21 protein-coding genes are annotated in these 20,103 nt (G+C 63.9%); 16 read left to right on the top strand and 5 right to left on the bottom strand.

All coding sequences use genetic code 11. From position 1 onward, the window contains the following. Positions 1-33: 33 nt before the first annotated feature. The 7 genes from ACVILI_RS31280 to ACVILI_RS31250 all read left to right on the top strand — a co-directional run bounded on the left by ACVILI_RS31280 (position 34) and on the right by ACVILI_RS31250 (position 5,656). A complete protein-coding gene (locus ACVILI_RS31280; protein WP_019861235.1) occupies positions 34-654 on the top strand; it encodes a ribonuclease D in 621 nt (206 codons plus the stop codon). A gap of 93 nt (positions 655-747) precedes the next feature. Next, the gene (locus ACVILI_RS31275) at positions 748-951 is read left to right on the top strand and encodes a hypothetical protein (protein ID WP_038649721.1); all 204 of its coding nucleotides are present in this window, start codon (positions 748-750) and stop codon (positions 949-951) included. A 108-nt stretch (positions 952-1,059) separates the two neighbouring features. Next, positions 1,060-1,314, top strand: coding sequence for a GlsB/YeaQ/YmgE family stress response membrane protein (locus tag ACVILI_RS31270; RefSeq protein ID WP_019861233.1), 255 nt, complete (start codon positions 1,060-1,062; stop codon positions 1,312-1,314). Positions 1,315-1,339: 25 nt separating this feature from the next. Next, the gene (locus ACVILI_RS31265) at positions 1,340-1,486 is read left to right on the top strand and encodes a hypothetical protein (RefSeq protein ID WP_019861232.1); all 147 of its coding nucleotides are present in this window, start codon (positions 1,340-1,342) and stop codon (positions 1,484-1,486) included. Positions 1,487-1,806: 320 nt separating this feature from the next. Next, positions 1,807-2,187, top strand: coding sequence for a hypothetical protein (locus ACVILI_RS31260; RefSeq protein ID WP_084791676.1), 381 nt, complete (start codon positions 1,807-1,809; stop codon positions 2,185-2,187). Between the two features lie 355 nt (positions 2,188-2,542). After that, entirely contained in the window at positions 2,543-4,813 is a 2,271-nt protein-coding gene (locus ACVILI_RS31255) for a transglycosylase domain-containing protein (RefSeq protein ID WP_019861230.1), read from the top strand. Positions 4,814-4,933: 120 nt separating this feature from the next. Continuing rightward, complete coding sequence (locus ACVILI_RS31250; protein ID WP_457102728.1) at positions 4,934-5,656, top strand: SDR family NAD(P)-dependent oxidoreductase; 723 nt, start codon at positions 4,934-4,936, stop codon at positions 5,654-5,656. A 23-nt stretch (positions 5,657-5,679) separates the two neighbouring features. On the opposite strand, the gene ACVILI_RS31245 is transcribed toward ACVILI_RS31250, so the two are convergent. Beyond that, on the bottom strand, positions 5,680-6,600 hold the full coding sequence (locus ACVILI_RS31245; RefSeq protein WP_020629043.1) for a zinc-binding dehydrogenase: 921 nt from the start codon (positions 6,598-6,600) through the stop codon (positions 5,680-5,682). 102 nt (positions 6,601-6,702) lie between these two features. Here ACVILI_RS31245 and ACVILI_RS31240 point away from each other — a divergent pair, with 102 nt between their 5' ends. Further along, a complete protein-coding gene (locus tag ACVILI_RS31240; protein ID WP_019861226.1) occupies positions 6,703-7,509 on the top strand; it encodes an AraC family transcriptional regulator in 807 nt (268 codons plus the stop codon). Here ACVILI_RS31240 and ACVILI_RS31235 read toward each other — a convergent pair whose 3' ends face one another. Further along, the gene (locus ACVILI_RS31235; RefSeq protein WP_457102727.1) at positions 7,510-9,291 is read right to left on the bottom strand and encodes a cation:proton antiporter domain-containing protein; all 1,782 of its coding nucleotides are present in this window, start codon (positions 9,289-9,291) and stop codon (positions 7,510-7,512) included. 213 nt (positions 9,292-9,504) lie between these two features. Then, a complete protein-coding gene (locus tag ACVILI_RS31230) occupies positions 9,505-9,954 on the bottom strand; it encodes a baeRF12 domain-containing protein (RefSeq protein ID WP_019861223.1) in 450 nt (149 codons plus the stop codon). A 384-nt stretch (positions 9,955-10,338) separates the two neighbouring features. On the opposite strand from ACVILI_RS31230, the gene cysG reads away from it, so the two are divergent. The 7 genes from cysG to ACVILI_RS31195 all read left to right on the top strand — a co-directional run bounded on the left by cysG (position 10,339) and on the right by ACVILI_RS31195 (position 17,745). Beyond that, complete coding sequence (gene cysG, locus ACVILI_RS31225) at positions 10,339-11,790, top strand: siroheme synthase CysG (RefSeq protein WP_019861222.1); 1,452 nt, start codon at positions 10,339-10,341, stop codon at positions 11,788-11,790. Next, positions 11,787-12,080 (top strand): DUF2849 domain-containing protein, encoded by a 294-nt coding sequence (locus ACVILI_RS31220; RefSeq protein ID WP_019861221.1) that lies wholly within the window; start codon positions 11,787-11,789, stop codon positions 12,078-12,080. Before cysG ends, ACVILI_RS31220 begins: the two co-directional genes overlap by 4 nt. A 45-nt stretch (positions 12,081-12,125) precedes the next feature. Further along, positions 12,126-13,796: a nitrite/sulfite reductase gene (locus ACVILI_RS31215; RefSeq protein WP_038649716.1), complete on the top strand. Its 1,671-nt coding sequence runs from the start codon at positions 12,126-12,128 to the stop codon at positions 13,794-13,796. Then, the gene (locus ACVILI_RS31210) at positions 13,771-14,535 is read left to right on the top strand and encodes a phosphoadenylyl-sulfate reductase (RefSeq protein ID WP_038649713.1); all 765 of its coding nucleotides are present in this window, start codon (positions 13,771-13,773) and stop codon (positions 14,533-14,535) included. The genes ACVILI_RS31215 and ACVILI_RS31210 overlap by 26 nt, the downstream gene beginning before the upstream one ends. 170 nt (positions 14,536-14,705) lie before the next feature. Then, on the top strand, positions 14,706-15,236 hold the full coding sequence (locus tag ACVILI_RS31205; protein WP_019861217.1) for a DUF934 domain-containing protein: 531 nt from the start codon (positions 14,706-14,708) through the stop codon (positions 15,234-15,236). Between the two features lie 96 nt (positions 15,237-15,332). Next, a complete protein-coding gene (locus ACVILI_RS31200; protein ID WP_038649710.1) occupies positions 15,333-16,940 on the top strand; it encodes a GMC family oxidoreductase in 1,608 nt (535 codons plus the stop codon). A gap of 184 nt (positions 16,941-17,124) precedes the next feature. Continuing rightward, entirely contained in the window at positions 17,125-17,745 is a 621-nt protein-coding gene (locus ACVILI_RS31195; protein ID WP_010911510.1) for a DJ-1/PfpI family protein, read from the top strand. Positions 17,746-17,915: 170 nt separating this feature from the next. On the opposite strand, the gene ACVILI_RS31190 is transcribed toward ACVILI_RS31195, so the two are convergent. Together ACVILI_RS31190 and ACVILI_RS31185 are read right to left on the bottom strand one after the other, a co-directional pair. Then, positions 17,916-18,938: a fatty acid desaturase gene (locus tag ACVILI_RS31190; protein WP_038653370.1), complete on the bottom strand. Its 1,023-nt coding sequence runs from the start codon at positions 18,936-18,938 to the stop codon at positions 17,916-17,918. A gap of 89 nt (positions 18,939-19,027) precedes the next feature. After that, on the bottom strand, positions 19,028-19,228 hold the full coding sequence (locus tag ACVILI_RS31185) for a hypothetical protein (RefSeq protein ID WP_019861213.1): 201 nt from the start codon (positions 19,226-19,228) through the stop codon (positions 19,028-19,030). A gap of 238 nt (positions 19,229-19,466) precedes the next feature. On the opposite strand from ACVILI_RS31185, the gene grpE reads away from it, so the two are divergent. After that, complete coding sequence (gene grpE / locus ACVILI_RS31180; RefSeq protein WP_019861212.1) at positions 19,467-20,099, top strand: nucleotide exchange factor GrpE; 633 nt, start codon at positions 19,467-19,469, stop codon at positions 20,097-20,099. Positions 20,100-20,103 lie beyond the last annotated feature (4 nt).

Genomic DNA, 20,103 nt, shown 5'->3' with positions numbered 1-20,103 from the left:
CGAGGACGGGGAACGCCGCGACCGGAGAAGACCATGGCCGACATCCGTTTCCACAAGCATGATTTGCCCGACCTTTCGCATTACAACGTCGGGGCGGTAGCCATCGACACCGAGACGCTGGGTCTGAACCCGCATCGCGACCGGTTGTGCGTGGTGCAGATATCGCCTGGCGACGGCAGCGCCGACGTCATCCAGATCGCACCGGGCCAGAAGAAGGCGCCGAACCTCGTCAGCCTGCTGAAGAACCGCAACGTGACGAAGCTGTTCCATTTCGGACGCTTCGACATTGCCGTGCTCTACAACGCCTTCGGGGTGATGCCCGAGCCGGTGTTCTGCACCAAGATCGCTTCGCGGCTGACCCGCACCTATACCGACCGGCACGGGTTGAAGGACATCTGCTTCGAGCTTCTCGGCGTCGGCCTGTCCAAGGCGCAGCAATCATCGGACTGGGCGGCCGAAACGCTGTCGCCCGAGCAACTCGAATATGCCGCCTCCGACGTGCTCTATCTGCACCGGCTGCGGGATGTGCTGGCCGGGCGGCTGGCGCGCGAGGGGCGGACCAAGGAGGCCGATGCCTGCTTCCGCTTCCTGCCGACGAGGGCCAAGCTTGACCTGATGGGCTGGGACGAAGAGGATATCTTCGCGCACAGCTGACGACTTGAGAGCCTGCTGGCCGGTGGCCGACTGGAACCAGACGCTGACCGCCGCGTTTTGTCGGCGCAGTTCAACGGCTAAATGGGGGATAGGATGGCCGACCGAAAGCCGATATCGACAGCTCCGACCGATGGCTCCAAGGTCTCCATCACGTGGAAGGACGGCGACGGCGTCATCAACGAATCCATCGGGCAATACCGTGAAGATGGCTGGTGGGTCTACACCGACAGCCACACGCAAAAGAAGGTCGAGCCGACCAGCTGGCGGCCCGCTTCCGGCGACGACGACGATCAATGAGCGCCGCTGGCGGGGCCAGCTGCTTTCGAATAGCCTGAAGCCGTTGATATCGGGGCCGATTCGGAGCCTTCCGCTCCGCGCTCGCCCCCTTGCTCGGAGGAAATCGGCATGGGCGTAGAAAGCCTTCTCGTCTTCATCATCATCGGTGCCATCGCCGGCTGGCTTGCCGGTCTCATCGTTTCCGGTTTCGGCTTCGGCCTGATCGGCAACATCATCGTCGGCATCGTCGGCGCGTTCATCGCCGGCTGGCTGTTGCCGCGGATCGGCTTCTCCATCGGCGGCGGCATCATTGCTTCCATCATCCACGCCACGATCGGCGCCATCATCCTTCTGGTGCTGGTCAAGGTCCTGAAACGAGCCTGAGGCTCGAAACGACAAAGGGCGCGCCGTGAAGCAGAATACGCTCTATCTCATCATTGGCGCGCTCGTCGTCGTGGTCATCGCGCTCGGCGTCTATGTCTACCGCGAGCAAACCAAGCCGAAGGGTGTCGAGCTCAAGATCGACGACAAGGGCATTTCGATCCAGCAGAATTGAGCCTGCCGTCGACCGGCGGCGCGGCGCCGACTGTCCTGTGCGGCAGGCCAGTCCGGCGGAAGTCGGCCCGAAGGCCTTGATATCGACCGGTCGAACAGCATCGTGGCGGTGACCTGCGAGGACCAGACGCTGGCCTTTTTGGCGCTGTCGTCGATACTCGGAGGAGTTGAAAATTGCCGGCAGGACGGGGCCATTGCATCGGCGTAGTGCCGGACGAGCGATTGTCCCGGCATGGAATTAGAATGACGGATCGGCGCTCCGGCGCTATAATGTCGACACAGGGCGTTTGGGATCAACCAACCTATTGCTAGGAGGTTGCTATGAAACACCAAACACTAGACCAACTGCATGCAGTGGCCGAGGTCAACATACAGCCGGTGATGAGCCGAACCCAACGTCTGATGCGTTGGGCCGAGCTTCTTGAACGTGAGCCCAGCCGGCTCCTGACCGCGCTTGCCGGGACCGAATACCGTGCGCTGCCGGAGCGCGATGTCATGCGAGCAGATGACTCGCCGATAGCGGTTGCCTTCACTGACCCCATATTGCACGACGAGGGTCTGAAAGACGACAGTTATGGCGAAGCCAAGCGCTTCTTCGAGCTGACCGACCATCAACTGCACGAGATCGTCTGCTACTGCCATGTCGGCGAGGTCATGCAATCGTCGAGGGCAGCGCTCTCGGTGCGTGCGGCGATCGGCTGACGCATGCCCACCAGGTGATCGCCTGGTGACGAGTGATTTGGGGCGCGGTCGAACGCGAGGCTGCGACCATTTGCGATCGCGCCCCAACACGGAACATGTCCGCGACCGCCTGGGTCGCGGCGAGGAATGGCTGGGCCTTGGCGCCCGGACAAAATGCTAGGCGAGGATTGTTCCATCGCGGCGGGCGCGACCGTTTGCCGACGCCAAAATCAGGGCTCGAACAGCGCGATCACTGCCGGACCCCAGGCATTTGATTATCAATCGCTTTGAATTTTTCCGACTTAACCCGCCCTTAAATCGCCGCATCTACTCTGCAACCGGAGCGCCATAGGCACCGGGGACAGCAAGCGCAGGCATGGCGAACCGCAAAGATAGCCGCATCGAGCCCAGTTTCGAGGGACCGCCACAGGCGCGATCCCAGCCGGGTCTTTCGGTGAGCGAGGAGGACCGCGTCGTGCCGAGCAACCGCAAAGCCTCCGCAAGGCGCAAATCGTCGAAGGCGAAATCGTCGCGCGGCGGGCGTGGCAGGAGCCGGCGCGGCCTGTTCGGCGTGCTCGGCCGCCTGTTCTACTGGTGCTTCGTGCTTGCCATCTGGGGCGGCATCGCGGTGGCGGGCGTCGTCGTCTATTACGGTGCCAAGATGCCGGCGGCCACCACCTGGTCGATCCCCGACCGCGCCCCCAACATCAAGATCGTCTCGGCCGATGGCCAGTTGCTCGCCAATCGCGGCATGAGTGGCGGCGAAGCCGTCGGCCTGCACGAAATGTCGCCTTACATTCCCGAAGCCGTCATCGCCATCGAGGACCGCCGGTTCTATTCCCATTTCGGCGTCGATCCGATCGGCCTGTCACGCGCCATGGTGACCAACCTCATCGGCGGGCATTTCTCGCAGGGCGGTTCGACGCTGACGCAGCAATTGGCCAAGAATCTGTTCCTGAAGCCTGACCGCACGCTGGAGCGCAAGGTGCAGGAGGTGCTGCTGGCGCTGTGGCTGGAGCACAAGCACACCAAGGACCAGATTCTCGAAATGTACCTCAACCGGGTCTATTTCGGCTCCGGCGCCTTTGGTGTCGAGGCGGCTTCGCGGCGTTATTTCGGCAAGAGCGCGCGTGACGTCACGCTCTCGGAAGCAGCGCTGCTTGCGGGCTTGCTGAAAGCGCCGTCGCGGCTGTCGCCGGCGCGCGACCCAAAGGCCGCGGAGGAGCGTTCACAGCTCGTGCTCGCGGCCATGCGTGAAGAAGGCAAGATCAGCGACAAGGAGCTGAAGACAGCGCTCAGCGCGCCAGCGACGCGCGCGCCGTCCTACTGGACCGGCTCGGAAAACTATGTCGCCGACACGATCATGGAAGAACTGCCCGACCTGATCGGCGACGTGCGCGGCGACATCGTCATCGACTCCACCGTCGACCTGAACCTGCAGAAGCTCGCCGAGCAGTCGATCCGCCGGCTGATCGACGAAAGCGGCAAGAAGCTCAACGTCACCCAGGGCGCGCTGGTGTCGATCGACGATTCCGGCGCGGTGCGCGCCATGGTCGGCGGCTACGACTATTCGACCAGCCAGTTCGACCGCGCTTCCGAAGCGCGCCGGCAGCCGGGCTCGGCGTTCAAGCCGTTCGTTTATATGGCGGCACTGGAAGCCGGCCGCACGCCAGACAGCATCCGCAACGACGCGCCGATCAAGATCGGCAACTGGACGCCCGACAATTACGGCGGCAAGTATTTTGGCAAGGTCACGCTGGCGACGGCGCTGGCCAAGTCGCTGAACTCGGTCGCCGCGCAGCTGACCATGGAGGTCGGGCCGAACGCGGTGGTGGAAGCGGCGCACCGCATGGGCATCCAGTCCGAACTGCAGGCCAACACCTCGATCGCGCTCGGCACCTCGGAAGTGACGCCGCTGGAGCTGACCTCGGCCTATGTGCCGTTCGCCAATGGCGGCTACAAGCCCGATATCCACTTCATCCGCCGCATCACGACAACCGAGGGCAAAGTGCTCTACGACAGCAGTGGCGGCAGCGCGCCGCGTGTGGTGAAACCCGAGATCGTCGGCATGATGAATTCGATGATGACCGGAACCGTCGAGGTCGGCACGGCCAAGAAGGCGGCCTTCGCTTGGCCGTCGGCCGGCAAGACCGGCACCAGCCAGAATTCGCGCGATGCCTGGTTCGTCGGCTACACCGCCAATCTCACCACCGGTGTGTGGTTCGGCAATGATGACGGCACGGGGATGAAGAAGGTCACCGGTGGAGCGCTGCCGGCGCAGGCCTGGCACGAATTCATGGTCGCCGCACACGAGGGCGTGCCGGTGCGGCCGCTGCCCGGCACCTGGAAGTCGACGCCGGCCGACACGATCGTGCCCGACGACATACCTTCGGCCGACAACAACCAGCCAGCGCCGGTCCCGTCCGCGTCGGTTGGCCAGCAGGCGCCGTCGGCACAGCCGACCCAGGCGGTAGCGCCGGCCCGCGTGGCGCGGCCTGCCCAGACCGTCGATGCCGATGGCTTCAACATGCCGGCGGACGACGGCACCACCGCTTCGGTCGGCCATCCGGTGCCGCCGGGCAATGTTGGCGGTCCGCTGAAGAAGAGGAAGCAGACCTCGATCCTGGATATTCTGGGCGGCGGCTGAGGCGGACGCTCCGGCAGTTCGCAGCGGCGTCAATCAGCCTCTCGCCAGCGCCACGGTGTTCGGCTACACCTCCGGCCGGAGACCGCGACATGGCCGAACTCGACACCCGAAAAAACCATCGTGCTGACCGGCGCCAGCCGTGGCATCGGCCATGCCACGGTCAAGCGCTTTTCACGCGAGGGCTGGCGCGTCATCACCTGTTCGCGCCAGGCTTTCGCCGAGGATTGCCCGTGGCCGGCCGGCCCGGAAGACCATATCAAGGTCGATCTTGCCGATCAGGAAGATGTCGGCATCGCCGTCTCGGAAATCCGCCATCGGCTCGAAGCACATGGCGGCCAGCTCAATGCGCTGGTCAACAATGCCGGCATTTCGCCCAAGCTCAAGGACGGCAACAGCCGCATGAACTCGATCGACACGCCGATGCATGTCTGGCGCGACGTGTTCCAGGTCAATTTCTTCGCGCCAATCATGCTGGCGCGCGGCCTGTTCAAGGAGTTGGCGACGGCCAAGGGCTCGATCGTCAACGTCACCTCGATCGCCGGCACCCGCGTGCATCCCTTCGCCGGCACCGCCTATGCGACATCGAAGGCGGCTCTCGGCTCGCTGACGCGCGAGATGGCGCATGACTTTGGTCCGCATGGCATCCGGGTCAACGCCATCGCGCCAGGCGAAATCGACACGGCGATCCTGTCGCCGGGCACGGAAAAGATCGTCGAGACGATCCCGCTCAGGCGCCTCGGTACCACCGCCGAGGTCGCCGACATCATCTTCTTCCTGTGCTCGCAGCAGGCCTCCTATGTGACCGGCTCGGAAATCCACATCAACGGCGGCCAGCACGTGTGAGTGAGGACTTCGGCGGGGGTTGCTCATCCGGCGACCGTGAGAACAGCCTTGCCGCTGAAGCTGCGCTGCCGCATGGCGTCCAGGGCCTGGGCGATGTCCGTCCATGGCACGGTCAAGGCGACGCGGGTTTCAAGCCGGCCGGCCGCGACCAGGGCGAGCAGCGCGGCAATGTCGGCGCCAATGCCTGAGCCGGACGTGTAGTAGGCGAAGGTCTGAAGCCTCGCTCCCTCATGGCCCGGAACGAACTGGCGGAAGCCAATGGGCGTGAGCTCGCCACTGCTTGAACCGAACATGACGATGGTCCCGCCGGGCGCGACGCGTTCGATCGCGCGGGCGAGGCTTTCGCCGCCGACCGACTCGGTGATCAGCGAAAATGGTCCCTCGGCCAGCTCGATCGCCTCGACCACCTGCTCGGCTCCGAGATCGCGGAGATCCCCGGCATGCCGGGCGGCGGCGACCGCGGTCACCAAGGCACGTTGTTCGCGGGCGATCTGGATCTGGAAACGGCCGACTGCGCCGCTCGCGCCGGTGATCAGCACCTTTTGGCCGGCCAGGTCACCGCCATGGCGCAACGTCCTCATCGCCGTCGTGCCCGCCACGGGGAGCGTGGCGGCGGAAACGAAGCCGACCTCATCCGGCAGGACGGCGAGACGGGCGGTCGGAACGGCGACGCGTTCGGCCCAGCCGGCCTCGTCGACCAAAGCCACGACCCGCGCGCCCTGGGCTGGCCCGGAGCCATCCGCTGCCGCCCGTTCGACGATCCCGACAATGTCCTGGCCGGGTATCCAGCCGTCCGCACGTATGGTGAGCAGGCGCAGTTCGCCGCGGTTCAACGAGGTTGCGCGGACGGCGACCAGAGCCTCGTTCGCGCAAGGCTGTGGCTCGTCCACCTCGGCGAGTTTCAGTCTGACGGCATTGTCGGAAGAGATGGTGAGCGCGAGCATGGAGTACACCTTGGCCAATTGGCGAGAACGGCTCGAGCCTACCGATTTATGCTGACGAATAATCTAGATATAAAGGCAATTCATCGCTAAAATCTGTCAATCATGAGACAGCCGCTCCGTTATCCATGGCTCGATTTCGACGTCGATGACATCGTTGCTCCGGCGATTGCCGTGCGCGTCGACGTCACCGAGACCAAGGCCGAGGTGTCGCAGCATTGGCACCGCAAAGGGCAACTCGTCTTCGCGCTCAGCGGCGGCGTCACCTGCCGCGTTCCCAGCGGCCTCTGGATGGTGCCGCCGCATTGTGGCGTGTGGGTGCCGAGCCGCATGCAGCACAGCAACATCGCGACGGCCAATGCGCGGATTTTCTTCGTCTACATCGAGCCGGGCGCGGCTGCGCTGCCGGATCGGTGCTGCACGCTTTCGATCTCGCCGCTGCTGCGCGAGCTTATCATCGAACTGTCGGACTGCGCGCCTGATGACGCGCGGTGCGCTTTCCTGGGAAGCGTCCTGCTTGCCGAACTGCCTGATATGCCTCTCCAGCAATTGCATCTGCCGTTCTCCTCCGAGCCGCGCCTGAAGCGGATCGCCGAATCGCTGGCGAACGATCCTGCCGACCGCAGCACGTTGGCCGAATGGGGAAAACGCGTGGCGCTCAGCGAGAGCAGTCTTGCTCGTCTCGTCGTCAAGGAAACCGGCTTGAGCTTCGGCCGCTGGCGCCAGCAATTGCACTTGATCGTTGCGATAAGGGAACTGGCTTCGGGTGCCACCGTTCAGCGGGTTTCGGGTGATCTCGGCTATGAGTCCGTCACGGCCTTCATCACCATGTTCAAGAAGGCGCTCGGCAAGCCTCCCGCGCAATATCTCAGCAGCATCGCACGCAATGGCGGTTCTGCCTTCGTGGCGTGATCACGCGGCGGACGGTTCGGTCGCAGATGGCTTGTGACCGAGCACCTCCTCGACGATGCCGCGCGCGATTTCGCGCTCGCCCATGATCACCGTGTCGGCGCCGAGCCCCTTGAGATGCTCGACCTCGGCATCGGAATGGGCGCGGGCGACGACGTTGATGCCGGGATTGGCGGTGCGCGCCCTGAGCACGATCTGGCCGGCTTCGAACGCATTGGGGATGGCGAGGATCAGCCGGCTGGCGCCTTCGGGATTGGCGGCGGCGAACACTTCGGCGTTGGCGGCATTGCCGGCGACGCTCTCGACGCCATCGGCCTTCAGCTTGGCCAGTGTCTTGTCTGCGTCCTCGATGACGAGGAAGGGCAGCGCTGCTTCTTTCAGCGCCGCCCCGACAAGGCCGCCGACACGGCCATAACCGATCAGAATGGCATGGCCGGTAAGCGCCGTCTTCGGCGGCGGGCCGTCTTCCTTTTTGGTCGCGGCGACCGAGGCGACCTGGCCCGGTTCGGTCGCCGGACCGACCGGCTTGGCGTCGGCCGGCGGCGCCGTCCTGGCGGCACGGGCCTCCAGCCATGGCTTCATCCAGTCGATGACCAGGAACATCAGTGGGTTGAGCACGATCGACAAGATGGCGCCGGCCAGGATCAGGTCGCGGCCCTGTTCTGGCAGAAGTTTCAGCCCGACGCCGAGTTCGGCCAGGATGAAGGAGAATTCGCCGATCTGGGCAAGGCTGGCCGAAATCATGAGGGCGGTCGCCAGGGGATAGCCGAAGGCGACGACGATGACGAACGCCGCCAGCGACTTGCCGATGACGATGATGGCCAGTGTCGCCAGGATCGGCAGGCCGTTGCTGAGCAGGCTGAACGGGTCGAACAGCATGCCGACCGAGACGAAGAACAGCACCGAGAAGGCGTCGCGCAGCGGCAGCGATTCTTCGGCCGCGCGATGGCTAAGCTCGGATTCGCTCATGATCATGCCGGCGAAGAAGGCGCCGAGCGCCAGCGAGACGCCGAACAGTTTCGCCGCGCCGAAGGCGACGCCGAGCGCAATGGCGAGCACTGAGAGACGAAACAGTTCGCGTGACCCGGTATGGGCGACGTAGTGCAGAATCCACGGAATGACCCGGCGGCCGACCACCAGCATGACGACGACGAAGGCGGCGACCTTGGCGAGCGTGATGTCGACGACGCCCCAGATGCCGTAGCTGGCCGGCAGCGACAGCAGGCCGCTCGAATGCACATCCGCCTGTTCCTGGCCACCCAGCACGCCGGCAAGGGCTGGCAGCAGCACCAGCGCCAGCACCATGGCCAGATCCTCGACGATCAGCCAGCCGACGGCGATGCGGCCGCGTTCGGTCTCGATCAGCCGGCGTTCCTGAAGCGCGCGCAGCAGCACCACGGTCGAGGCGACCGACAGCGCCAGGCCGAACACCAGCCCCGCGCCCATCGACCAGCCGAGCATCCAGGACAGTCCGGCGCCGAGTGCCGTGGCAAAGCCGATCTGGACGATGGCGCCGGGCACGGCGATGGCGCGGACCGACAGCAGGTCCTTCAGCGAGAAATGCAGGCCGACGCCGAACATCAAGAGGATGACGCCGATTTCGGCCAGTTCGTTGGCCAGGCCGGCATCGGCGACGAAACCGGGCGTATTCGGCCCGACCAGGACGCCGGCTACGAGATAGCCGACCAGCGGCGGAATGCGGAAACGGTTGGCGAGAGCCCCGAAGACGAAAGCCAGCCCCAGACCGGCGACGATGGTGGCGATAAGGGGCGTGTCATGCGGCATTGTCTATGGAGCGCCTTTCAAGTTTGCGATGTCGGATGTGCGCCGCCCTGAGCCGCCGCCTGTTTTGCAATATGGTGGAAGGGGTGACGGTGATGCAACCCGCAGGGTGCGAAAATCGACGGTGCGGCGGCAAAATGCTCGACCGGCGGCAGAGAGGCCGCCGGTCCGTTTCGCGCTCACTGTGGCATTGGCTTTGGGATCCATCGCCTGCGGTCAGGCTGCCTGCAGCATGGCCTCGATCTCGGAGATGGCGTGGTTGGTCATGGTTTTTGGAATTTCAGCCGTCACCTTGTCACCGACCGCCTTGTGCAGCTTCTTGCGCATGGCGCCGAGCATCACCGGCGGGGCGACAAGCACGATGCTGTCGAACTCACCACCATGGGCGAGTTTGTACAGGCGGGCCGCGATCTCTTCCGCGAAGCGTTCCTTGCCGATACGGTGCCAGTCGGTATCCTCGACAGCGCTGCGGTGCACGGACGGGCCGTCATTATAACGGCCGGGGCTGTCGCTTCCCTGTTCACGGGTGGGCGGGTTCTCCTGTTCCATCACCTGCACGACTTCGAGATTTGGAAACTTGTTGTCGCCGGCATTCTTGAGCAAGAGCGCTTTTTCACCGTCGGCCACCAGGACCCAGATGCCGTGCCTCAGTTTGATTGTGTCCATGAAAGCGCTCCTTTTTGATGAATGGCTACGCTGCGGAACGCGTATCAACCCGGCAACGTTCCAACCCCTCTCCCGCAAAGCGACGGCGGCGCCGCCGGCGGTTGAACGGGCGATCGGTAAGCGGGCGACATTAATCTACTGAATTGGTAGAAATTAGAAAAAACTGTTTTGCCAGATAGGGGGCAGGTGGCTAAAAAGACCTGAAATCAAGGCTCGCTTCAGCGGCTTGAATCCGCCCGCACCCCGGATGTGGAATATTTTTCTCCTGCCTTTCGCAGTTGCGAAAAAGCGATTGCCTGCCATCACAGGATGCGCGAGTGCTTTGCTTCTGGTTTTTCGCGCCCGGGCGTAAAACTGCGACACTGTTCTCGGATTGCTTTTCCCATGCCGCAGGCCAATGCCAAGCTCAATGCCTTCCCCGTCTTTGTGCGGGTCGAGGGCGAAGCCGTGGCCATTGTCGGCGGTGGCGACGAAGCCCTGGCCAAGGCGCGGTTGATCGGACAGTCGAGCGCGGTGCTGCGCATCATCGCTCAAAATGCCGAGCCGGAGCTGCTTGCCTTCATCGCTCAGTCCGGCGCCAGCCATGTCGCGGCAGCTTATGACGCCTCGCAGCTGGAAGGCGCGGTCATGGTGTTTGCCGCCAGCGGCGATGAGACGCTCGACCGCCGCGTCGCGGCGGACGCGCGCGAGCTGGGCATTCCGGTCAATGCAGTCGACCGGCCGGAACTCTGCGACTTCTTCACCCCGGCGCTGGTCAACCGCGCGCCGGTCGCCATTGCCATCGGAACCGAAGGTGCCGGCCCGGTGCTGGCCCAGATGCTGCGGGGCCGCATCGATCAGATGCTGTCGCCATCGCTCGGTTCGCTGGCGACGCTCGCCGCTTCGCTGCGTGGGGCAGCCGAGAAATTGCTGCCGAAAGGCAATGCCCGCCGCCGCTTCTGGAACAGTTTTTTCCAAGGTGCACCTGCCCATGCCGTGGAAGCCGGCCAGCTGTCGCAGGCCCATGACGCTGCCGTCGATCTGCTGTTGTCGAACGCACCCGCTTCGGGCCACATCGCGTTGGTTGGCGCTGGTCCGGGCGCCGAGGATCTGCTGACGTTGCGTGCGCATCGCCTGCTGATGGAAGCCGACGTCATCGTCCATGACGCGCTGGTGCCGGAGGCGGTCGTCGCCATGGGCCGCCGCGATGCCGAGCGTCTGCCGGTTGGCAAACGCAAGGGCTGCCACAGCAAGAGCCAGGCCGAAATCAACGCGCTGCTGGTGGAGCTTGGTCAGCAGGGCAAGCGCGTGGTGCGGCTGAAGTCGGGCGATCCGCTGGTGTTCGGCCGCGCCGGCGAGGAAATGGCGGCACTGCGTGATGCCGGTATCGCCTATGAGGTGGTTCCGGGCGTCACCGCGGCCTTTGCCGCGGCGGCCGATTTCGAACTGCCGCTGACCTTGCGCGGCGTCTCCTCATCCATGGTGTTCACCACCGGCCACGACCTCAAGGGCAATTCATTGCCCGACTGGGCCAAGCTCGCGATTTCCGGCGCCACCGTCGCCGTCTATATGGGCCGCTCGGTGGCGGCCGAAGTCGCCGGCCGACTGATCGAAGCAGGCCTGTCGCCGGACACGGCGGTGGCCGTGGTCGAGAATGCCAGCCTGGCCAACCGGCGCCGTTTCCACGGCACGCTGGCTGACCTGCCGTCGCTGGAAGCGCGTGGCGATCTTTCCGGGCCGGTCATGACCATTATCGGCGATGCTGTCGCCGGCGCCAATTTTGAACGGTCCGAGCCGCTTGCGGCACATAGGAATGAAGGCGCGGCCAAAGCCGCCGCAGAGAGAGTTCAGCCATGAAGATACTGACCGCCAACCGCCTGACGGATGGCATCGCCGTCTGGTACGCCGATGGCGGCTGGGTTGAGACGGTGGGCCAGGCCGATCTTGCCCATGACAAGGCGGCCGAGGATCGCCTTGAGGCGATCGGCGCCAAGGCCTATGCCGACAATGAAGTGGTCGACGTCAATCTGATCGACGCGGAAGTCGTCGACGGTGTCGTCGAGCCGGTGCGGCTGCGTGAAAAGATCCGCGCCGCCGGCCCGACCATCCGCGGCGATCTCGGCAAGCAGGCCGAGCGGGCGGCGTAGCCAGGTTTTGAGTGAAACGGGCGGACGCGCCCTGAAAGACGAAGCATGTACCGTTACGATGAGTTCGACCACGATTTTGTCCAGGCCCGCGTCGCCGAGTTCAGCGACCAGGTCCAGCGCCGGCTGTCCGGCGAGATATCGGAGGACCAGTTCCGGCCGCTGAGGCTGATGAACGGCGTCTATTTGCAGCTGCACGCCTATATGCTGCGCATCGCGGTGCCCTACGGCACGCTGAACGGCAAGCAGCTGCGCATGCTCGGCCATATCGCCCGCAAATACGACAAGGGCTACGGCCATTTCACCACGCGCCAGAACATCCAGTTCAACTGGCCGGCGCTGTCGGACATTCCGGCGATCCTGGCCGATCTGGCAAGTGTGGAGATGCACGCCATCCAGACCAGCGGCAACTGCATCCGCAACGTCACCGCCGACCACTTTGCCGGTGCCGCCGCCGACGAGGTCGCCGATCCGCGTCCCTATGCGGAGATCCTGCGGCAATGGTCCTCGGTGCATCCGGAATTCTCGTTCCTGCCCAGGAAATTCAAGATCGCGGTGACCGGGGCAGAGCGCGACCGCGCTGCTATCCAGACGCACGATATCGGCCTGCACCTGAAGAAGAACGCCGCGGGCGAGCTTGGCTTTGCCGTCTATGTCGGCGGCGGCCAGGGCCGTACGCCGATGGTGGCACGAAAGATCCGCGATTTCCTGCCGGAAGCCGATCTTCTGTCCTACTGCACGGCGATCCTGCGCGTTTACAACCTCTATGGCCGCCGCGACAACAAGTACAAGGCGCGCATCAAGATCCTGGTGCACGAGACCGGCGTCGAGGAAATCACCCGCCAGGTCGAGGCCGAGTGGCAGGAATTGAAGGACGCCGAGCTGAGGCTGCCGGATGCCGATATCCGGGCCATCCAAGCCTATTTCGCGCCGCCGGCGCTCACTGATCGGCCGGAAGGCGACCAGGCGGTCAAGCTGGCGCGTCTCGATTCCAAAGGCTTCTCGGAGTGGCTCGACCAGAATGTGGTGACGCATCGCCATCCCGACTACGCGGCGGTGACGATTTCGCTCAAGGGCATCGGCGAGGTGCCGGGCGATGCTTCCGACAGCCAGATGGAGGCGGTCGCCGACATCGCCGAGACATACGCTTTCGACGAGCTGCGTGTCAGCCATGAGCAGAACTTGATCCTGCCGCATGTGGCGCGCGCCGACCTCAAGGCGGTCTATGACGCGCTGGTCGATATCGGGCTGGCGACGGCCAACTCCAATTTGATATCGGACATCATCTCGTGCCCCGGCCTCGACTATTGCGCGCTGGCCACCGCACGCTCGATCCCGATCGCGCAGGAAATCTCGCAACGCTTCGCCTCGCTGGAGCGGCAGCGCGAGATCGGCGAACTGAAGCTGAAGATCTCCGGCTGCATCAATGCCTGCGGCCATCACCATGTCGGCCATATCGGCATCCTCGGCGTCGAGAAAAAGGGCTCCGAGCTCTATCAGGTGACGCTGGGCGGTTCGGCCGACGAGAACACCTCGGTCGGCGAAATCATCGGCCGCGGCTTCTCGTCGGAAGAGATCACCGACGCCATCGAGCAGATCGTCGAGACCTATCTCGGCCTTCGACTCAACACTCAAGAAAAATTCATCGACGCCTACCGCCGTGTCGGTCCCGCGCCGTTCAAGGAGGCGCTCTATGCTGGCGAAACCAAGGCCGCTTGACCACATCGCCGATGCCGATGACGGCGTCGCCGCCAAGGCGGCGGGATTTGACGCGCTCTATGGCCATCTGAAGCCGATCGAGATCATCGAGCGCTCGGCCCGCGAACTGTTTCACGACGAGATCGCTGCCGTGTCGTCCTTCGGTGCGGATTCGGCGGTGCTGCTGCACATGATCGCGGAGATCGACCGCACGCTGCCGGTCATCTTCCTCGACACCGGCAAGCATTTCGAGGAGACGCTCGGCTATCGCGACGCGCTTGTCGCCGATTTCGGCCTGACCAACATCCAGGTCATCAAACCCGAGGAAGCGGCGCTCGCGCGGATCGATCCGACGGGCAATTTGCACCAAAGCAACACCGATGCCTGCTGCGACGTGCGCAAGGTAGAGCCGCTGGCGCGTGGCGTGGCGCCGTTTGGTGCCTGGTTCACCGGCCGCAAGCGCTTCCAGGCCTCGACGCGGGCAGCGCTGCCGGTGTTCGAGGCGGTCGGCGCGCGCATCCGCATCAATCCGCTGGCGCACTGGACGACATCGGACCAGGCCGACTACATGCGGGTGCATGCGCTGCGCGAGAATCCGCTGGTCGCCTATGGCTATCTGTCGATCGGCTGTTTCCCCTGCACGCAACCGGTGCAGCCGGGCGAGGATGCGCGCAGCGGCCGCTGGGCCGGTCATGCCAAGACCGAGTGCGGCATTCACCTGTCGGGGCTGGAAGTGTCGCTGACCGACGCATCACTATAGGATGTGCTGATATTCAGGTGAGGCTGGCCTGCAAACGGCAGCTTCCTGCGCTTCCGGTGCTCACGTACTTCAAGTACGCTCCGCTCCGGTTCTCGGAAGCCGCCATTTTAGGCGCAGCCTGACCTGAATCTCAACACATCCTTGGCTCGTTTGAATATTTGGGAATTTTGATGACCGAAACGACGACACCGGAGACCCGGCTCTGGACCCCGCAGGGTTTTCGTGAGGACGAGTGGGCTCATGCCGAAAGTGCCGACGCGCTGTCCGGCAATGGCCGCTTCATCCTGCCGCTGCAGGCGTTCCTCGACCTTGATCCGGAGGTGCGCCGGTCCGCCAAAGAGCGGCTCGGCGTGGTGCTGCAGCCCGGCGATCAACTCGAGAAGATAGCCGACCTGCTCGACCAGCTGTCGCTGGTGGCGCTGGTCTTCCCGGCCTTCAGCGATGGGCGCTCCTTCTCCAAGGCCGAACTGCTGCGCAGCCGCTACCACTTCGAGGGTGCAGTTCGCGCCACCGGCCAGGTGCTGGTCGATCCGTTGCCGCACATGCTGCGTCTCGGCTTCGACGAGTTCGAGATTTCCAACCCGGTGCTGCTGAAGCGCCTGGAAGAGGACCGCACCGGCGGCTTGGGGCTTTACTATCAGCCAGCCGCCGTGCCGGAGCCCAAGGGCCCGAAGTATTCCTGGCGGCGCGTTCGCAGCTGACGTAGGGGTAATTCCACCCATCTTTACATAGGCCGAAATCGAGCCTTCTCTTGGTCATCCGGACGGAAACATCCGCCGGGTACGAGGGAGGAAGTCATGGATTTCGACTATGTCATCGCCGGTGGCGGGTCCGCCGGCTGCACGCTTGCCGCGCGGCTGTCCGAAGATCCATCGAAAACGGTCTGCCTGATCGAAGCCGGCGGCGCGGGCAGTAACCTGCTTATCCGCGCGCCGGCAGGCATCATCGCACTGTTGCCGGGTCGGCCGAAGATCAACAACTGGGCGTTCGAGACTGTGCCGCAGCAGGGTCTTGGCGGCCGCAAGGGCTACCAGCCGCGCGGCAAGGCGCTGGGCGGATCCAGCGCGATCAACGCCATGCTCTACACGCGCGGGCACCGCGGCGACTATGACGAATGGGCCGATCTCGGCTGCGACGGCTGGTCATGGGACGAGGTGCTGCCCTATTTCCGGCGGGCGGAAGGCAATCAACGCGGCGCCGATGCCCTGCATGGCGGTGACGGGCCGCTGCGGGTTGCCGAGCAGCAAGAGCCACGTCCGCTCTCCCGGGCCTTTGTCGAGGCCTGCGGCGAAAACCAGATCCGCCGCAACGATGATTTCAACGGCGTCGAACAGGAGGGTGCCGGGCTTTATCAGGTGACGCAATTCTGGGGCGAACGCCGCAATGGCGAGCGCTGCTCGGCGGCCGCTGCCTATCTGAAACCGGCCATGAACAGGTCGAACCTTACCGTCATCACCGGAGCGCATGCCACGGCGGTCATCCTCGATGGCAAGCGCGCCACCGGCGTGCGGTATCGCGCGGGGAAGGGCGAAGCCGTCGCGAAAGCCAGGCGCGAGGTGATCGTCTGTGGTGGCGCCTTCGGTTCGCCTCAGCTCCTGTTGCTGTCAGGCATTGGCCCGGCTGCCGAGCTCGCCGTGCATGGCATTCCGGTCAGGCATGAACTGCCCGGTGTTGGCAAGAACCTGCAAGATCACCTCGATTTCATCATGGGCTGGACGTCTAGGGATGCCGACATGATGGGCATCGGCCTGCGCGGCCTACCTGGCCTGCTGCGGCACATGCTGCGCTGGCGGAAAGATGGCGGCGGCATGATCGCCACGCCCTATGCCGAAGGCGGTGCCTTCCTCAAATCCGATCCGGCGATAGAACGGCCCGACCTGCAACTGCATTTCTGCATCGCGATCGTGGATGATCATGGCCGGAAGCTGCATATGGGATATGGCTTTTCCTGCCATGTCTGCGTGCTGCGGCCGCATTCGCGCGGCGAGGTCGGGTTGTCGACTCATGATCCCATGGCACCGCCGCGCATTGATCCGCGCTTTCTTTCGGACGAACGCGATGCCGGGCTTTTGCTCAAGGGGGTCAGGATGATGCGCGGTATCCTGGAGGCGCCGGCGCTGGCCAGATATCGCCACAAGGAGATCTACACCGCCGGTGTTTCGAGCGACGCGGAACTGATGTCCCACATCCGTGCCCGCGCCGACACGATCTATCACCCGGCCGGCACCTGCAAAATGGGCGTCGACGAGTTGGCGGTGGTCGATCCGCAACTGCGGGTGCACGGGCTCAAGGCCTTGCGGGTCGTCGACGCCTCGGTGATGCCGACGCTGATCGGCGGCAACACCAACGCTCCGACCATCATGATTGCCGAGAAGGCGGCGGACATGATCAAGGCGGCCGCCTGACTGCGGCTCTGGTCGAACCAGCAAAGTTATTTTCGTCTGCCGAGAAGCGCCTTCTGTCGAGAAGGCGGAAAACTGGTCATACCAATTTGGCGATTTGCGCTTTCCCTTTGACCCTGCTGTCCTTAGGATAGGCAATATTATTTCACGACCCGAAATAAATATGGCCGCAAGGGAGGAACCGGGAATGGCTGGCAAGAAGATATTGATGCTCGTTGGCGAGTTCAGCGAGGAGTATGAGATTTTCGTCTTTGAACAGGCCATGCATGCCGTCGGCCACACCGTGCATGTCGTCTGCCCGGACAAGAAGGCCGGCGATGTCCTCAAGACATCTCTGCACGACTTTGAAGGCCACCAGACCTACACGGAAAAGCTCGGCCACGACTACATCCTCAACAAGACGTTTTCCGAGGTGGACCCGGCCAAGTATGACGCCGTCTACGCGGCGGGCGGGCGCGGTCCCGAATACATCCGCATCGACAAGCGGGTGCAGGCGCTGGTGCGGCATTTCCACGAGGCCGGCAAGCCGATCTTCACCATCTGCCATGGCGTGCAGATCCTGATCGCGGTCGATGGTGTCGTGCGGGGCAGGGAAGTGGCGGCACTCCACTATTGCGAGCCGGAAGTGACGTTGGCCGGCGGCATCTACATCGACGTCGCGCCGACCGGCGCCCATGTCGATGGCAATCTGGTGTCAGCCAAGGGCTGGCCGGGCCTGTCCAACTTCATCCGTGAGTGCCTGAAAGTGCTTGGCACCGAAATCCGGCATGGCGAGATCCTGATGCGCGAAGAGCGCCAAGCCGCCTGAACAGGGTTTGCTTCCGCCGCCGCGCCACGGCGCGGCGGTCGTCGTTCTAGGGCGTTTCCCCGTTTCACGGAAACGGCGAACCGCTCTAACTCTATGTTTTGACGCAGTTCCCAAGGGAAAGCGCTATGCGCTTCTCCCGGGAAACCGCTCACACTTTTCCTGGAATTGCTCTACATCGTCGCCCGTGCCTCGCGGAACGACACCAGCTTGCGGCGGTTCTCGTCCCACAATGCCAGTTTGACGCAGCGCAGGCTGTCGAGCAGCGTGACGCGACCGATGCCGCGCAGTTCCGGATAATCGCGCAGCACTTCCTGCAGCCGGTAGCCCGGCACCTTGGCGGAGAGGTGGTGGACGTGATGGACGCCGATATTGCCGGTGAACCAGTTCAGCACCGGCGGCAGGTCGTAATAGGAGGAGCCGTGCAAGGCGGCATGCTGGAACTCCCAGTCGTCATCCTTTGCCCACTCCGTCTCCTCGAACTGGTGCTGGACGTAGAACAGCCAGATGCCTGCCGAGCCGGCGAGAATGACGATCGGCAGATGGACGACCAGGAACGCACCGGGACCGACAGTCCAGATAAGCAGGGCCGCCGCAAGCGCGATGGCGAGATTGGTGGTCATCGACGACACCCACGGCGTCAGGCCGCCGCGCATCATGCCGATGGGCAGCCTTTGCGAGAAGATGAACAGCCAGATCGGCCCAAGCCCAAACATCACCAGCGGATGGCGATAGAGCCGATAGGCGAGGCGCCTGCGCCAGGACAATTGCCGGTATTCGGCAACGGTCAGCGTCGTGATGTCGCCCATGCCGCGCTCGTCGAGATTGCCGGCGCTGGCATGATGTGTCGCGTGGGCGCGCCGCCAGCAATCGTAGGGCGTCAGCGTCAGGACGCCGAGCGCGCGGCCGATCCAGTCGTCGGCATAGCGGTTGGCGAAGAAGGAGCCATGGCCGCAATCATGCTGGATCATGAAGATGCGCACCAGGAACCCGGCGGCCGGGAGGATCAGGATCAGCCCCCACCAATGGCCATAGGCATAGGCGGCCGAGGAGAGCGCCCACAGCGTGGCAAAGGGAATGAGGGTGATGGCGAGTTCGACGGCGCTGCGTCGCCGGTCCGGCTTCTTGTAGCGCGCCAAGATCTTCAACCAGGCACGCTTGCTATTGGCGGCCGCATCGGGGGAAATCATGTTCATCAGGAAGCATAGGCGCGGCATGTGGCTACCGCAAGGCAGCCATCACGCAAAATTACTGTGCGTAATTGTCGCGTAAAGAGCGACGAGAGCTATTGCCGCCGCAATCTTGTACCGCCATCCTCGACCCGATCGAGGCGGTCGAGCAATTGCCTGAAGCGGTCGTGAGTATCGGTTTCGATGCGGAAAGCCGGCAAGGTACGCAGAAAACGCGTCATCGCCTCGGCACCGAACTGGCGCCGGACTTCTGCGGCGAGCCTTTCTCCCTTTTCAGCCTTGTTCCGGGTCATCATTTCAAATCCTGTGTCGGCTCCGAAACTCCTGCAGTAGGGGAATGGTTCCCGCATCACGCTTCCGTGGCAAGCCAAGCCGGCAAGTACAGTAAACTTTGAATTAAAATATAAGCATCGCCATTGATCACCGCCCAGGTCCGGCCAAAGGCTCAATGGTCGCTTACCCCTTGATTTTTGGCTGCCAAACCTCGATATCGGGCACAAAATCCATACCATTCGAGATTGACGGGAAACGGCGATGAGCGACCAGGCAAAAGACGAACGCGCGCCCAGTGAAGCCGAGGCGGTCGAGGCCAATGCCGAGCGCACGGAAGGCAGCATTGACGGCGACTACGAAGCGCTTGTGCGACTGCTGAAGGAAAATGAAGAGCTGAAGGACCGCGCGCTGCGCGTCGCGGCCGAGATGGAGAACCTGCGCCGCCGCACCGCGCGCGACGTGCATGACGCGCGTACCTATGCGGTTGCGAATTTCGCCCGCGACATGCTGTCGGTGTCGGACAATCTGCGCCGCGCGCTGGACGCCATTCCGGCGGAGGCCAAGGCCTCGGGCGACGCCGGCTTCAAGGCGCTGATCGAAGGCGTCGACCTGACCGAGCGCGCCATGCTGTCGGCGCTGGAACGGCATGGGGTCAAGAAGCTCGCGCCGGAAGGCGAGAAGTTCGATCCCAATTTCCATCAGGCCATGTTCGAAGTGCCCAATCCCGATGTCCCGGCCAACACCGTGGTCCAGGTCGTCCAGCCGGGCTATTCGATCGGCGAGCGCGTGCTGCGTCCGGCCATGGTCGGCGTCGCCAAGGGCGGCCCGAAGATTGCCGCCGAGGCGCCGGTCGAGCCGGGGCCGGTGAATGAGCAGGCGGAGAAGGATGCGTAGCTAG

The sequence above is a fragment of the Mesorhizobium sp. USDA 4775 genome (genome assembly GCF_054062655.1).
Note: the sequence above shows the minus strand (reverse complement) of the source record. Positions and strands in the feature narration are given on the sequence as shown.